At 54.9% G+C, this 15,217-nt stretch carries 17 protein-coding genes; 15 read left to right on the top strand and 2 right to left on the bottom strand.

All coding sequences use genetic code 11. From position 1 onward, the window contains the following. Positions 1 to 3: 3 nt before the first annotated feature. On the bottom strand, positions 4 to 1,155 hold the full coding sequence (gene spoIIP / locus H9X81_RS09375) for a stage II sporulation protein P (RefSeq protein ID WP_204721508.1): 1,152 nt from the start codon (positions 1,153 to 1,155) through the stop codon (positions 4 to 6). A gap of 332 nt (positions 1,156 to 1,487) precedes the next feature. Next, positions 1,488 to 2,333 carry a GPR endopeptidase gene (gene gpr, locus H9X81_RS09380; protein WP_204721510.1) on the bottom strand — a complete coding sequence of 282 codons (846 nt, stop codon included), beginning with the start codon at positions 2,331 to 2,333 and terminating at the stop codon, positions 1,488 to 1,490. 149 nt (positions 2,334 to 2,482) lie between these two features. On the opposite strand from gpr, the gene rpsT reads away from it, so the two are divergent. The 15 genes from rpsT to H9X81_RS09455 all read left to right on the top strand — a co-directional run bounded on the left by rpsT (position 2,483) and on the right by H9X81_RS09455 (position 15,189). Next, positions 2,483 to 2,743, top strand: a complete 261-nt coding sequence (gene rpsT, locus H9X81_RS09385; protein ID WP_177503428.1) for a 30S ribosomal protein S20 — start codon at positions 2,483 to 2,485, stop codon at positions 2,741 to 2,743. Positions 2,744 to 2,867: 124 nt separating this feature from the next. Beyond that, the gene (locus tag H9X81_RS09390) at positions 2,868 to 3,257 is read left to right on the top strand and encodes a hypothetical protein (RefSeq protein ID WP_204721512.1); all 390 of its coding nucleotides are present in this window, start codon (positions 2,868 to 2,870) and stop codon (positions 3,255 to 3,257) included. Between the two features lie 136 nt (positions 3,258 to 3,393). Further along, on the top strand, positions 3,394 to 4,917 hold the full coding sequence (locus H9X81_RS09395; protein ID WP_204721514.1) for an FAD-binding protein: 1,524 nt from the start codon (positions 3,394 to 3,396) through the stop codon (positions 4,915 to 4,917). Positions 4,918 to 5,170: 253 nt separating this feature from the next. Next, entirely contained in the window at positions 5,171 to 5,698 is a 528-nt protein-coding gene (locus tag H9X81_RS09400) for a biotin transporter BioY (protein ID WP_204721516.1), read from the top strand. 53 nt (positions 5,699 to 5,751) lie between these two features. Then, complete coding sequence (locus tag H9X81_RS09405) at positions 5,752 to 6,507, top strand: hypothetical protein (protein WP_204721518.1); 756 nt, start codon at positions 5,752 to 5,754, stop codon at positions 6,505 to 6,507. 190 nt (positions 6,508 to 6,697) lie between these two features. Continuing rightward, entirely contained in the window at positions 6,698 to 6,928 is a 231-nt protein-coding gene (gene acpP, locus H9X81_RS09410) for an acyl carrier protein (protein ID WP_177503421.1), read from the top strand. 244 nt (positions 6,929 to 7,172) lie between these two features. Then, a complete protein-coding gene (locus tag H9X81_RS09415; RefSeq protein ID WP_204721520.1) occupies positions 7,173 to 8,015 on the top strand; it encodes a GNAT family N-acetyltransferase in 843 nt (280 codons plus the stop codon). A 179-nt stretch (positions 8,016 to 8,194) separates the two neighbouring features. After that, positions 8,195 to 9,601 (top strand): CARDB domain-containing protein, encoded by a 1,407-nt coding sequence (locus H9X81_RS09420; RefSeq protein ID WP_204721522.1) that lies wholly within the window; start codon positions 8,195 to 8,197, stop codon positions 9,599 to 9,601. Between the two features lie 211 nt (positions 9,602 to 9,812). Beyond that, positions 9,813 to 10,187 carry a hypothetical protein gene (locus H9X81_RS09425; protein ID WP_204721524.1) on the top strand — a complete coding sequence of 125 codons (375 nt, stop codon included), beginning with the start codon at positions 9,813 to 9,815 and terminating at the stop codon, positions 10,185 to 10,187. Between the two features lie 190 nt (positions 10,188 to 10,377). Beyond that, positions 10,378 to 11,814, top strand: a complete 1,437-nt coding sequence (proS, locus tag H9X81_RS09430) for a proline--tRNA ligase (RefSeq protein ID WP_204721526.1) — start codon at positions 10,378 to 10,380, stop codon at positions 11,812 to 11,814. Positions 11,815 to 11,986: 172 nt separating this feature from the next. Then, positions 11,987 to 12,574 carry a hypothetical protein gene (locus H9X81_RS09435; protein ID WP_204721528.1) on the top strand — a complete coding sequence of 196 codons (588 nt, stop codon included), beginning with the start codon at positions 11,987 to 11,989 and terminating at the stop codon, positions 12,572 to 12,574. A gap of 17 nt (positions 12,575 to 12,591) precedes the next feature. Further along, complete coding sequence (locus H9X81_RS09440; RefSeq protein ID WP_204721530.1) at positions 12,592 to 13,218, top strand: hypothetical protein; 627 nt, start codon at positions 12,592 to 12,594, stop codon at positions 13,216 to 13,218. 43 nt (positions 13,219 to 13,261) lie between these two features. Further along, positions 13,262 to 13,459 carry a hypothetical protein gene (locus tag H9X81_RS09445; RefSeq protein ID WP_243424127.1) on the top strand — a complete coding sequence of 66 codons (198 nt, stop codon included), beginning with the start codon at positions 13,262 to 13,264 and terminating at the stop codon, positions 13,457 to 13,459. 232 nt (positions 13,460 to 13,691) lie between these two features. Further along, on the top strand, positions 13,692 to 14,294 hold the full coding sequence (locus H9X81_RS09450; RefSeq protein ID WP_204721532.1) for a hypothetical protein: 603 nt from the start codon (positions 13,692 to 13,694) through the stop codon (positions 14,292 to 14,294). Next, on the top strand, positions 14,272 to 15,189 hold the full coding sequence (locus H9X81_RS09455) for a hypothetical protein (protein WP_204721534.1): 918 nt from the start codon (positions 14,272 to 14,274) through the stop codon (positions 15,187 to 15,189). Before H9X81_RS09450 ends, H9X81_RS09455 begins: the two co-directional genes overlap by 23 nt. Positions 15,190 to 15,217 lie beyond the last annotated feature (28 nt).

Genomic DNA, 15,217 nt, shown 5'->3' on the forward strand with positions numbered 1-15,217 from the left:
GCCTTATGCGTTCCCTGCCAGCTCCTGAAGCCACTCGCCCAGCGCCTGACCGGTGAGCCGGGCCGAGGTGAGGGCTTCCTCCAGGGTGTTGGCCTGGCTGCCGAATTCCAGCAGGATCGTCCCGCCTGAGAGGTTCATATTGTACCGCCCGGTGGAGAAGTAGATGGGCCGGGTCAGGGTGGGATAGCGGCTCTCCAGCAGGTTGGTCACCGCCGCCGCGGTGCGCAGGTTCTCGCCCCAGTCCCCGACCCCCGGATCAGAGCCGCAGAGGATCATGATCTGGGCCGCCGGTTCGCCGTCGATCTCGGTAGCGGGCTTGACAATGGTGGTGGTGTCCCGCTGAATGCCGTCCCGGTGCACATCCAGAATGAGCTGGATATCCGGGTACTGGGCCAGGTACTCCTTCACTGCCACTGCCGCCCGGTCATAGGAGCCGTTGTAGGAGGGGTAGTCGAACTGCTGGGTGTCATGCACCACCCCGATGCCCGCCTTTCTGAGCTCCTCCTCGATGACATTCCCCACTGCCACCATGTTTTCGTTGTTGTCGGTGCTTCGCCAGGTGTTGCGGGTGTCGTAATACTCCGAATCATACCCCTCATAGCTCTCGGTGGCATGGGTGTGCATGATGAGCACCTCCACCCGTCCGTCCGCCTTGGGGGCAAGCTCCAGGGGTTCCGAAAGTTCCGCGTCGATCTGGGCACGGGGGATCTCGGTGTAATTGCGCAGCCAGCCGGCGCCGATCTGCCAGCAGACCGCACTGGGGGACCCCGCCATAGTCTCGGAGATGAGCACGCCCCGGTATTCCGGGCTGATCTCCGGGGGCTGGACACGCACCGGCTTCTGGTCAGTGACCTCCGGTTCGGGGTCGGTGAAGGTGATGCCCGGACTGATCTCCGCCGTCACGGCGGAGGAGGGCGAAGGGGTCAGCTGACGCCGCAGGGCGCCCAGAGTGCCTTCCGGCATGGCTGCTGCCCCTGCCAGCAGAGCGGTATCCTGGAAAAAGTCTGCCGCTGCCGGTGCCGCACCCTGCCAGACCCCAGCCACACCGGCTGCGGAAGCGGCTGTGAGTGCCGTCCCCATGAGGATTGCCTGCAGTCTGGCGGCACGCCGTCCGGAGCCGCCGATGCGCCCGATGATCCGCCTGGGAAATCTCAATGCCCGTCCCTCCTGTCCTGCTGCCGCCCCGGGCAGCACTGTCTGGGTATATCTCTATGCGGCAGGGCGCCGGGATATGCCCGGGGACAGCCCCGCCGGAAACAGGCGTCTGAGCGGGATCAAGGCGCAGGACGGGAAAATTGCGGACGCCTGTGCCAAAGAAAACCGCCGCCTCCGGGGAACGGACGGCGGACAGACAGCATGGAGTGGGGCAGGAATTTACACCGGCATGAACCGGACTCTCCGGAGCAGCACATATTTACAGGGCATACACCAGCGACACAGAAAAACCGCCGCCCGGAAAACAGGCGGCGGCTGGATCTGCGGGCGGCTCAGGCGATGAGGTAGGCGATCTCCTCGGGGGTGAGCTCGGGCTGGGCGGCGTGGTTTACAGCCATGCCGATGAGATGGGCGCCCCGGTCGATGAGCAGATCCACGTCCCGGGGGGTGACCACCATGCTCTGGGGGACGCCAGCCGGGGCAGGCAGGCCCAGGTCGTGGAGGAGGGTGCGGCAGTCCACCACAGTGGGAATGCCCATGGACACCACCGGAATCCCCAGGGTGTGCCGGGAGAGTTCAGCCCGGTCGTTGCCCACACCGGCGCCGGGGGCGATGCCGCAGTCGGCGATCTGGACGGTGCGTCCCAGCCGGGAGAGATCCCGGGCAGCCAAAGCATCGATGGCAAGCACCGCCGAAGCGCCGATCTCCCTTGCCACGGTGCGGATAATGCCGGCGGTCTCAATGCCGGTCTGTCCGAGGACTCCCGGCGCCAGCACCGCCACCGGACGGAACTTCCGGAACAGCTGTTCCCGGCCTGCCACATGGCGGGTTGCCAGTACCCAGCGGGCAGCCCGGGGCCCCAGGGCGTCGGGGGTGATGGCGGCATTGCCCAGACAGGCCACCAGCAAAGTCCCTTCCGAGGGCAGCAGCGCCCCCAGGCTCTCCCCGAGCAGGGCGGCTTCCTCCGAACCGGTGAGGGCCGTTTCCCCGATGGGATCGGTTTCCAGGGTGATATAGCGTCCCGGCGGTTTGCCGATGGCTTGGGAGCCGGTTTCGTCCAGGACAGTCACAGTGGTCAGGGTCAGGCCATGCTTTTTGGTGCGGCGGATCTCAATGCCGGGAAGATCCGATTCCCCGGACAGATTGGCGGCTTCCAGGGCAAGGTCAGTGCGGATCATGGAAAAATCTCCCTCTCTTTCAGGTAAAATTCCCGGAAAACCGGGATTTCTCATAGTTTTACCGAAAAAATTTCGCTTAAACAGTTGCATTTATTTCTGAAAAATGATAAACTAACTTGTACTGTATGAACAGAGTAGGGGGTGTAACAATGGCAAACATTAAGTCCGCGAAGAAGAGAGTTCGTGTCAACGCTGTCAAGGCTGAGCAGAACAAGGCTCTCAAGTCCGAGCTCAAGACTGCTATCAAGAAGGCTGATCTTGCAATCGTAAACGGCGACGAGAACAGAGCTGAGGCTGTCAAGGCTGCTGTGAAGAAGATCGATCAGGCTTGCGCCAAGGGTCTCCTGCACAAGAACAACGCTTCCAGAAAGAAGGCAAACCTGGCTGTTAAGCTGGCTGCCAATGCGTAAGCGTTTATATATTGCCTGAACGAACTGAATTAGAGCAGCCCCTGGCATGAAGCGTCTGCCGCTTTGTGAACGGGCTGCTTTTTTCGTACCACAGAACAGGGATTTGAAATCGAGGAGTTTTTTCATGCGCAGAGGAATCTTTGGATTTGATATCTGGTTTTATGGCATTGTGGCTCTGCTGCTTGCCGTGTGTCAGCAGCCGTTGGTATTGGGCGGCCTGATGCTCTTTGTCATGCTGGTGGAAAAGGACGAATGGCTCAACCGGCAGGTGATGCAGGCACTGCTCATGTGTCTGGGTGTGATGGCAGTCAGCCTTCTGGTGCATAAGCTGTCCGCTGTGTTTGCGATTGTGCCGTTCTTTGGCTGGATGCTCCGCTGGGGTGTGGATCAGGTTGTGGATCTGCTGCTCCTGCTGGGTATGGCGCTCTTTGCCATCCGTGCCGCCGACCGCATGTACAAGGGCCTGGACAGCGATATTCCCTTTGCTGCCGGTTTTGTAAACCGTCTGTTCTGAGTTCTGTCCCGCCGGGAGAGGGTGGTCCTCTCCCGGCTTTTTTCATATCCGGCGTTCCGACGGCTTTCGTCAGAATCCCGCTGCCGCCGCGGGGTATACTGTTTTCCACAGAATATTGGAAAGGAAGTGGAAAACTGTGGCGGTGAAAAAATGGACAGCCCTGTTCTTATCGGTACTGCTCCTGACAGGGTGTACCCAGGAACCGGCGCCGTCCCAGCCCGGAGGACAGTTCCAGCCGGGACGATACCAGGGGACAGGCGAGGGCTATGGCGGGACAATCACAGTGGAGGTGGAGGTGTCTGCCGACCGCATTGAGGCGGTGAGCATTCTCTCCCACAACGAGAGCCGGGGGGTGTGTGAGGCGGCCTTTGAGCAGATTCCGGCGGAGATCCTCCGGCAGGGGACGCCCTATGTGGAGCTGGTTGCCGGGGCGACCCTCACCTCCCAGGGGGTGATTGACGCGGCAGCCCAGGCATTGGAACAGGCCGGAGGGGAGTTCACTCCGCCTGACCCGGAACCGGAGGTGCGCACCCAGCGGGAACTCTATGCCGGGCTGGTGATTGCCGGCGCCGGCGGAGCAGGCATGACAGCGGCAGCTGAGGCGGTGCGTGAGGGCGGAGCCACGGTGCTGGTGCTGGAACAGCAGGACATCATCGGCGGCGAGACCCTCTATGAACCGGTGCTGACCCTGTCGGACGGCACTCTGACCAGCGGCTATGGCATGCTGGGGGATCTCCGGGCAGAGGTGGAGGAGGCCGGGGCAGAACTGCTCACCGGTGTGAAGCTCACCGGGCTGGAGGTCACCGATGGACGGGTGACCGGAGTGCGGGCAGAGAGTGCCGACACCGACTATCTGATCCATGCCCAGTACGGGGTGATCCTTGCCACCGGGGACTATGGGGGCAATCCCGAACTGGTGCTCGCCGGTGCCGGGGAAACCGGGCTGGCAGAGGGACTGCAGGAGCATTTCCGCACCCTGTCCCGGGGAAGTTCGGACGGCAGCGGGCTCACAGCGGCACTGGAGGCCGGGGCCGCGGCATCGGGGCTGGGACAGCTGGAGATCTGGGACAGCGCCCCGGAACAGCGGCGCCTGGGGGAGAGCCGGGAACTGCTCTGTGTGGACAGTGACGGACGCTGGCTCACCGTACCCGAGGAGGAGAGTGCTTGGCTTCAGAAGCTGATGGAGCTGCCGGAGGGTGCCTACTGGGCCATTGGCCCGGCGGAGAGTGCCGCAGAGCCTCAGACTGACACTGCCGCGGCCCAGAAGGACGCCCGTCTGGTGACAGCGGGGACGCTGGAAGAACTGGCGGAGGCAATGGGAGCCGACCCGGATCTGCTGCGGCAGGCGGTGGAGAGCCACAATGCCGTGGCACCTGAGGGGGAGCGGCTGGAAACGGGGGACTATGCCGCCGAATGGCGTACCCCGGTGCTTGCCGAGACCCCCGGGGGCATCCGCACCGATGAGCGGGGCGCCGTGCTGCGGGAGGACGGCAGCGTGCTGCCGGGGCTCTACGCTGTGGGGGCAGCTGCCGCCGGTGTGGAGGACGACGGCACCGAGCTGTGGTCGGCGGCGGAACGGGCGATGCTCCTGCCCGGGCGGGCTGTGCGCACCGCCCTGGGCCTGCCGGACGAGCCGGAGGAGCCGGAGGCGTCAGACTGAGCCACACCCCGTACCGGAACAGCCCCCGGGAGCGTGCGATCCTGACGGTGCATATCAGCCCCCTGCAAGCAAAATGAATATTGAATCTGAGCTTCCTGCAAAATTGGCGGAATCAATCACATAAAATCGCCAAAACAGAAACTTCTGAAAGCGGAAATTGCAGATTATATCACAAATTCGGCAAAGGGGATTGCCGGAACAGACCCTGGTATGCTATAATGGGCAAAATTTCAATGATCCGGAGGATTCATTCATGCCAACACAGTTTTCTTCCTCTGCCAGCACCGTCCGTGGACTGACCCGGGCCGCACTCTGTACCGCCTGCGCCTGTCTGCTGGCGCCGGTGAGCATTCCCATCGGCCCGGTGAGCCTGACCCTGGGCGTCTTTGCCATTCTCCTCGCCGGTGCCCTGCTGCCCCCGGCGCTGGCTGCCCTCTCTGCCTGCGCCTACCTGCTGCTGGGCTTTGCCGGTCTGCCGGTATTTGCCGGCTTTGCCGCCGGCCCCGGCGTACTGTTCGGTATGACCGGCGGCTATCTGCTGGCCTATCCCATCATGGCCTGGCTGCTGTCCATGGTCTGCGAAAAGACCCGCAGCCGTGGAGTTCGCATGGCTGGGGTGGCGCTGGCAAACCTGTGCTGTTACCTGCTGGGCACCGCCTGGTTCATGGCTGCCACCGGCATGGGACTGTGGGCGTCCCTCTCGGCCTGTGTGATCCCCTTTATCCTGCCCGACCTTGCAAAGGGCTGGTGTGCCCTCTGGCTGGCAGAACGCCTGCGCTGACGCCCGCCGCATAGATCCCGGGCTGTCCGTCCATACTCTCCCCGGAGGTGAGCATGGTGAAGCGGCAGTTCTGGACAGCCTTTTCCCTGACCCTGGCGGTATATCTGCTGGGAATCGCGGCGGCGGTATGGGTGATCAAGCCCCCGGAAGCTCCGGCAGCGGAGCCGGTACGGGAGGCGGTGGAGTACAGCCCTGACCCCGAGGAGGATCTCATTCTGCTGGGGGTGATGGAAGGGGAGGAGCCGGTGGTGCTGCTGCTGGGCTTTTTCCCGGCCCAGGAGCGCATGGCGGCACTGGCGCTCACCGGAGAGGACGCCCTGTCCGGGACACCGGATGCTCTGCAAAGAGAGCTGGAGGAGCGGTACAGCCTCACCATTGACGCCTGGCTTTCCGGGGAACCGGAGAGCTGGCAGCAGCTGGTGCAGGGGCTGGGGGCAGCGACCCTCACCCTGGATCAGGACAGCACTGTCACCCTGGATGGGGAGACGGTGATCCTCCGGGCGGGACGGCAGCGGCTGGACAGCCGGCTCTCCATGGCGCTGTTCCAGAGCGGGAGCAATCATGCCGGGGAACTTGCCGCCGCCTGGTGCGGAGTATTCTGCCAGTCGGCGGAAGAACTGGGGAGTGAGGAGCTTTTCACCCGTCTGAACGGCGGGTTTGAAACGGATCTCAGCTATGCGGAGATTGCCCGGCATATCCAGGGATTGGGCTGGCTGGGAGAAGCGAAAGTCCCCGCTCAGGCGGCAGATCCGGACGATCCGGCGGGAATCACCGCCCTGTTTGCCCGTTCCGAGGGGACGAATCGGTAGGATTTATCTATTTCTGATAAAACCCGGCGGGAAATCCTGGGTGAAAATGGTGCAAGATTCTCCTGTGATTTTTCGGTTTGCCCCTTGATAAAACGAAATAAATATTATAAGATAGGTAGCGTAGCAAATCCGAAAGGATTGAGCAAGGCCGCAGCGCGCGGCAAAATCTGAGAGAAGGAGGCAGCTTGTCATGACATTCGAGAAGGTACAGAAGATTCTGGCTGAGCAGCTGGAACTGGATGCCGATGAGATCACTATGGATTCCAGCCTGGTAGAGGACCTGGGCATCGACAGCCTGGACTTTGTGGATATCGTAATGAGCCTGGAGGACGAATTCGATACCGAATTCCCCGAGGAGGATATGGCCGGCATTAAGACCGTAGGCGATATCGTCAAGTACATTGAGGATAAGATCCAGTAAGCATTACCGACACAGAGGGGTTCCCGTCCATTGGACGGGAGCCTCTTTTTTATGTCCGTTGGGGTGGGATTGTGCAATCTGCCAAGGGAACTCTCCATGGATTGACGCATCTTCCAAAGCGGTTTCCTGTCCTTGGAAAACTCTTGCCCCACACCGGCAAAACACCGTATAATAAAGAAAAAACCGCATCTCAGGGACAGATGACCCTGGACGGAAGAATCTCCTTTGAAAGGTGGAATTGTTTATGGAACTGGTTGTGCGTACTGTGACCCGTCCGGAACTGGATAAGGCCGTGGAGGTGGAAGAAAAGGCAATGAAGGGTTCCGGTTATCTGCGTGATGTATCGGAACTGTTCCTGTCCGATGAGGTAGGCCCGCTGCTGGGCGCCTATAAGGACGGCGAAGAACTGGTGGGTATTGCCAAGTATACTGTCCTGGCTGACCACACTGCCTGGCTGGAAACCCTGCGTGTCGCGCCGGAGTATCAGCGTCAGGGCGTAGGCCGCCGCCTCTATGAGGAGTTCCAGAAGCTCTCCCGGGAGAAGGGCGTGGAGTCGATGGCTATGTATACCGGCCTGAAGAATATCCCCAGCTATTCGCTGGCACGGGTATTCGGCCTGGATACTGCCGGACGCTACCGGGAATATCAGCTGGATCTGGCTGGCGTGGCAATGCCCGCCGATGCCGGTGATTTTAGACCCGTGGGCGAGGACGAAGCCGTAGAACTGCTCATGGCTCTGAAGGAAAAGTACGAGGGCTTTGTGATCTTCAACCGCACCTTCATGCGCATCAACGAGCCTGTGATCCGCCAGCTGGCGAAGGAGGGCAAGGTTCTCCGGGACGAGGCCACCGGCAGCGTGATGGCCTTCGGCAACCGCTTCCTGGAGAAGCGCTCGGTACAGATCGCCATGATGGGCGGCGACTATGACAAGTGCATCGCCTGGGCTGTCAAGGTCGGCCTGGAAAAGGGCGTGCCTCAGGTAGTCACCGAAGTGCCCCTGGACGATGAGGCACTGGGTCAGGTCTTTGTCGACCATGGCTTCAAGGCAGCCGCAGAGCTGCAGGTTATGAGCGGCCCGGCTTGCTGAAATGAAAAATAATCATATCCCTATGTCATTTTTACTCTTTTGTAAAAATGACATATTTTTTTATAATAGCAATAAAAAAATAGCAGTTTCAAACAAATTTTTGACTTTTTGACAAAAGAGGTGTAAAATATAATTAAACAAGTAAACAAACATCTTCAATAATTACAAGGAGGATTGCTATGAAAAGAATTTGGACCAGAGCGATATCGTTGTTATTGGTACTCCTTTTTATTCCCAATGTTGCATTTGCAATCCCAAGAGACCAAGAAGCTGAAATTAATGTTAATTCTGGTGAGGAGCTAGATTATGAAATATCTGATTTGGAGGTGACCGGTGAAACGCCTGTTCAAGATGATTTTGCTGTTTTAGAAATTATTAGCCAAGAACCGATGGTTATTGAAGCGGTAAATGAAAGTGATATGTTTGCGTCTTCTAATGAAGCTCTTCCTGATATTAGACTTTCAAACTTAACACAGCCTGCAGGTACAACTTTACCTTCTGATACATCTATAGAATATGTATTTGATATAGCTAATTATGGAACTGCACCTACACCTAGCTCAATTCCACTTAGTGTATATGTGGCGGGAACATGTATAGGGACAACTACTGTGGAAGGACCAATAGAAAGTGGATACGGCATAAAGGTGGCTATTTTGATTCGTGTAAATGTTGTTGGAGATAGAGTTGTAACACTTTGGGGAAATGAAGATAAAGCAATCGAAGAAGTAGATTACAACAATAATACTGTGAGTCAGGCTTTCAAATATATCAATAAAGATACTGCTGTGGATGTAGCAGCTAATAGAATTGAGGCTACAGGTTTCTTTGTTACTGGTAATCAGATTGAATGTGGAGAGTTTGTAACTTTTGAAATGGATGTTGCGAACTATAGCCAAAGCGCACAGTCTGTCCCTGTAATACTTCTTTTTAATGGTTCAAAAGCAATCGAAGAAGTGGTGGCTTTGGAGCCAATGTCAATTACTCAATTAAGTGTAAACTTGAAATTTAATCGAGGGAATAATGTAACAGCAACTTTACAAGTTGATCCTGAAAACACATCTAATGACTGGAATATGACAAATAATGAAGCAAGCGCCTTTTATAGATTAATAGGTGTATCATCTACACTAGAAAAAAGTGTAGATGATAGCCTATTGTTTACAACGGTTGCCATAAATGGTGATACACCAGGAGGTGTAATGAATGTTATTGCTGTTAGAGCGCCAGCAACAGGTCAAGCTTATTACCAAACTACTGATGATTTTGCCAAAATAGACCAACTGATGTCAACAATTTACTGTGATACTAAGCTTTTTAATCCGGAGATTTGTACATACACATGTAAAGTTGCCAGAATTGTGGTTAGATCTGGTTCAGCGACGGAAGAGTATCTTCCCAATGAAAACCAAGCTTTAAGTTTACCGTCAGGATATATAGGAGAATCTAAATCAAAAACATTTTCTGAGGGCGAATGCGAATTTAACTTACCAATAGAAATAGAATATTACTATACAATGGAATGGTCTGATAATTGCGCTCCTTTGGCAGGTGTTCAGTCTATCAAAATGCAAATCGAAGAATGAGAGGGTGGATTGTAGTATGAAAAAAACAATGATGGTAATGTTGATGGTTATATGTGCTATGATTTTAACTGTATCTGCTTTTGGAACCCAAGACTGTTTTTATGTAGAGGGAGATGAAATTACTCGCTCAGAGCTGGAGGAGGCTCAGCATAATGCCGAAGTCCTGCATGCTATAGGGGTATCAGATTCAGCACCAGATGAGAGGGAGGTCTTGGCTCAAACAGTCCGGGTAAGCCTGCTGGAGGCGGAGTTTGAGGAACACGGCATCACCCTCACGCCCGAGGAGGAGAGCCAGGCCGAAAACAGCTATGCGGATACCAGGGCAGCGATCCTCGCAGCCATTGAGGACGGCAGCACCGATCCCAATGCTGCCCGTCAGACACTGGAAACGGTGCAGGCCTATTGGGAGGCCATGGGCTGGACCGAGGAGGAATATGCCCGCCGGGCGGGGGAATCAATGATGGTGTCCATGAAAAAGGCCAAGCTCATCGAAACGGTCTATGCCGGGGACGGGGCAGCGCTGGAAGCGAAACTGGACGCTGAAACCGAACAAGTCCTCAGTGAGGCGGGATACGGAGCCTCATAGATCTGAAAATGCCGCCCCGGAACAGGCTTCCGGGGCGGTTTTTTATGGGGAAAAGGCGGGTGCGCTCTTGCGAAAGCGCCCGGGAACAGGTATAATAAACTGGTATAACCGTTTCACACCGCGCCTGCCCCAAAACCGGGGAGGGAGCGTAACTTTTTGATCGAGAACGGAAGGAAAGGAAGAAAGACGAATGGCTGACCAGAAAAAGATGGTAGAAAGCATCACATCCATGGATGTGGACTTTGCCCAGTGGTACACCGATGTGGTAAAGAAGGCGGAGCTGGTGGACTATGCTCCGGTACGGGGGTGCATGATTGTACGCCCGTATGGCTGCGCCATCTGGGAGAATATCCAGAAGATCCTGGACGAGAAGTTCAAGGCAACCGGACATGAAAATGTGATGATGCCGCTGTTTATCCCCGAGAGCCTGCTCCAGAAGGAGAAGGATCATGTAGAGGGCTTTGCTCCCGAAGTGGCCTGGGTGACCACCGGCGGTGCGGAACAGCTTTCGGAGCGTCTGTGTGTGCGTCCCACTTCCGAGACCCTGTTCTGTGACCACTTTGCCCATGTGGTACATTCCTACCGTGACCTGCCCAAGCTCTACAACCAGTGGTGCTCGGTAGTGCGCTGGGAAAAGACCACCCGTCCCTTCCTGCGCACCATGGAGTTCTGGTGGCAGGAGGGTCATACCGTGCATGAAACCGCTGAGGAAGCTCAGGCTGAGACCCGTCAGCAGCTGGAAGTCTATGCGGAGGTATGTGAAAAGTACCTGGCAATCCCGGTAATCCGGGGCCGCAAGACCGATAAGGAGAAGTTTGCCGGTGCCGAGGAGACCTACACTGTGGAGGCCATGATGCACGACGGCAAGGCTCTGCAGAGCGCCACTTCCCACTACTTCGGCGATGGTTTTGCCAAGGCCTTTGACATCACCTTCCAGGGCCGGGATAACCAGCTCCATCACCCCTATGAAACTTCCTGGGGTATGTCCACCCGGATCATCGGCGCCATCATTATGACCCATGGCGATGACAACGGTCTGGTACTGCCTCCGGCTGTGGCACCCATTCAGGTGATCATCATTCCGGTGGCCCAGCACAAGCCCGGCGTTCTGGAAAAGGCCGAGGAACTGCGTCAGAAGCTGTCTGCTTTCTGCCGTGTCAAGACCGATGTATCGGATAACTCCCCCGGCTGGAAGTATGCCGAGTATGAGATGAAGGGTGTTCCGCTGCGTCTGGAGATCGGTCCCCGGGATATTGAAGCCGGTCAGTGCGTTCTGGCGCGCCGTGACAACCGTGAAAAGACCATCGTCAAGCTGGATGAGCTGGAGACCAAGATCCCCGAGCTGCTCCAGGCTGTACATGACGGCCTGTATGAGCGTGCTCTCAAGAACCGTCAGAACCGCACCTTCACTGCCACCACCTTTGAGGAGATGAAGCGCCTGGCCAGTGAGGAGAGCGGCTTCATTGAGACCATGTGGTGCGGCGATCTGGAATGCGAGATGAAGGTCAAGGAAGAGGCCGGACTCACCTCCCGCTGCATGCCCGATGAGCAGAAGCACATCGGCGATGTCTGCCCGATCTGCGGCAAGCCCGCCAAGCACAGCATCATCTGGGGCAAGGCTTATTAATTTAGTAATATTTGGATTTATTCTGATTAAAAAATATCTTCTTTGGATAATCCCAAAGAAGATATTTTTATTATTTCAAAAACAACTATTTGATAAAATGAATAAAATTTTTATTATATGTTGATTTTTTGTATCAAATTATGATATTATAAACATGAAGGAATGTGAAAATATGAAATATAAATCGATTTGCTTATTCTTGTTCCTGTGTTTTGTTATGTTTTCTTTTGGGTTTTATTCTTGTTATCAAACTAAACAGCAATCGACTATTGATTCCATCAATTTGTTTGAGCAGTACATTAACCGAAAATGCAAAGAAATGAATATTTCAAGACCATTTTACCCTATTGGTGAAGATGATAGTTTTTTTTACCATTCTTTTTTGATGGATGATTGGCCGGTTACAATTGTTTTTTACAATTATGAAGATCGGTATCAAATGGATGATCCTCTTAAGGCAAGTCAAGTAGAGAAAGGACTATACTATACTTTTCTCCCAAACAATTCTTCTGCAGCAAGTTTGAGAATTTTTTTGATGGACAATTATGACCAATACTCTAAAACGGATCAAATCTGCCTTACTTTCGCAGATGGAACTGGAGTTTCTGCTTTTAGAAATGATGATAAGTCTATAACGAAAATTGATATGTTTACTTTTTTTTTGAATGATAGTGAATTAGAAAATGAGATAGTAATTGACCTATATAGCCCTGAAGGTGAATTGCTATATTCATTTTCTGCAGTAGATTCTTATAATTAAGTAAAGGAGTGTATGAGATGAAACGAAAAATAATGGCAATGGTTTTGGCTCTGACAATGATGTGTGGAACAACAATTGCATTTGCTGAACCAGAACAAGATGTTGAGGATCGAGCAATTTTGTACCTTTGGGAGGCTGATGTTGTAGATCGTGATTTCGCTATTGCAGGCGGAGCAGCAGATCCTGATGCAGAGTGGATTCTGTATGATAGACAGATAGCAGGGGTAGATGGAGAAGTTATTGCAGCGGAAGTGAATGCAACTATTTCCAATAGCTTGTTAAATGGAAGCTTTTCTATTACGGCTTTTGGTGTTCTTTCAGCAGAATTGGGATACCAGATTGATGGTGAAACGGCTTTTAATGTAACCAAGCTTAGTCGTCCATTGAGTGCGGGAGAGGAAGTTTATATTTATTATATTCCTAAATTTAGGCAAAGCAAAGTTAGGGTGAGACAGTTCCGTCAGAATACTGAGACAGGCGAAATAGTATATGTTTCTGACTGGGAAGAGGATATAGCGCAAGAAGCAATGAACCCTGATGTTATGTTCTCTTATGGAGCAGAGCATGAGTCTGCAAGGATGCTTGAAATCTATACATCCGATGAAAATGGAAATTATAGCCTGACTAAAACCATTGTAAAGTGAAAGTTCAGTATCGAAAAGTAAAATTGGCAGAGGGTCATCTAAGTTGAAGCGTCTTGCCAGTGAGGAGAGCGGCTTCATTGAGACCATGTGGTGCGGCGATCTGGAGTGCGAGATGAAGGTCAAGGAAGAGGCCGGACTCACTTCCCGCTGCATGCCCGATGAGCAGAAGCACATCGGCGATGTCTGCCCGATCTGCGGCAAGCCCGCCAAGCACAGCATCATCTGGGGCAAGGCTTATTAAGTCGGACTGCGTACAATACAATATATGGCAGAAAACAGTATTTTCCCTGGAATATTCTGGGGAAGATACTGTTTTTTCTTTGGAAAATGGACAAAATTCAAAAATTTTCTCCGAAAAACACCCAAATTGGAAAAATTTTGGTTTGACGTACTGGACAATTTCGGTATAATTGGAACCTGTGCTGTCCGAAAAAGGATATGCAGAGAATCGAATGTTTGAAGGAGAAAAAGTTATGAACAGGACAAGATTGCTGGCTCTGCTGCTGGCAGCCATGATGACCGTTCCGGCGCAGATGACGGCTGCGGCGGCACAGCCCCAGACTGCCGTACGGACAGGGTCTGTCGCAGTGACGCAGGAGGACAAGTCGGTGGAAACCAGCCTGAGCAGTCTGGAGAATACCACAGTGGGCACCACCACAGAATTCACTGTTACTACCCGGGGCGAAAGCGATCCGCATACCACAGTCTATGGCTGTTTTACTGTGAACAGCAGTGAGCCGAACCTGGGTTCCGATGGCGATATGACCATCGAATATTATGAAACTGCCGAACTGGGTCAGGGCTGGCATGAACTGCCCTCCAATTACTTCGGACCGGAAGAGGGCTTCCCGTTCAATGCGCTGGGCAATCCCATGGAGAGCCGGTTCAAGGTCACCTTCCACAAGCCCGGCAGCTACGAGATCGTGGTGCTCATCAAGGAAAAGGACGGCGATGAAGTGGTCTGCCAGACTGCCTCCTTTACTGTGAATGTCACCGAGGAGGAGCCGGAGGAGCCCGGTCTCATCAAGAGCGAGGAGGAGCTGCGTTCCGCCATTGCGAAGGGCGGCACCGTGTGAGCTGGAGGACGGCGCGGACATCGTGCTCACCTCCCAGCTGACCATCTCCAATGCTGTCACCATCAAGGCGGGCACCAATGCCAAGATCCGGGCAGAGGGCACCATGCGTTCCTTCGGGGACAGCATCGTGACTGTGTCGGGGGTCAGTGCCAACTTTGAGAATGTAGCCATTGATGCCGGGGATCAGGCGGAATATGCCCTGATCTATACCGATGGCGCCAGCGGTACACTCACCGGCGTGACTGTATCCGGCGGTACCGGTTCCGACCTGCTGGTGGACGGCGCCAATGTGACCCTGGGCAGCGGTACTTCCGCAGGTCAGACCGAGCTTGCCAAGACCGGCAGCGGCACCCCCAAGCTGGCGGTGCAGTCGGGCAGCAGCACAAAGGTGTGGGTGGATCACGATACCTACACTGCCCTGGGCATGAGTGAGGACGGCCTGGAGGAGCAGCTGGCAGCCCTGGTGAGCTCGGAGAGCGGCACAGTGGAGGCGGTAGTTGGTACCCAGCCGGGCAGCTCGGCGGAGAACGGTACACCGGTGACCGTGCAGCCTGATGATGCCGATGGCGGCGATGAGGACGACGGCGAGGAGAGCCAGCCGGAGGAGAAGACCTCCCGTACCGGCGGAGACTATTTCGGCAACCAGAAGTGGGCAGAGCTGAAGGCACAGATTGCTAAGGCAGAGGACGGCGACACCCTCGAGATGAGCGGTACCGGTCTGCCGTGGTTCCCGTCCAGTGTAGCCCGTGCTCTCAAGGGCAAGGATGTTACCCTGGAGATCCGCAAGAACGGCGTGACCTACACCCTGAACGGTCAGAAGATCGGCCCGATCACCAAGATCTGGTACAACTTCGATGAGAATCTGGAGACCACCCTGCAGCCTGTAGAGGAATAATCCGGTTCTGACCTGAACATAAAAACAC

The organism is Hydrogenoanaerobacterium saccharovorans, assembly GCF_016901815.1.
GTDB classification, from domain to species: Bacteria; Bacillota; Clostridia; order Oscillospirales; family Ruminococcaceae; genus Avimicrobium; species Avimicrobium caecorum.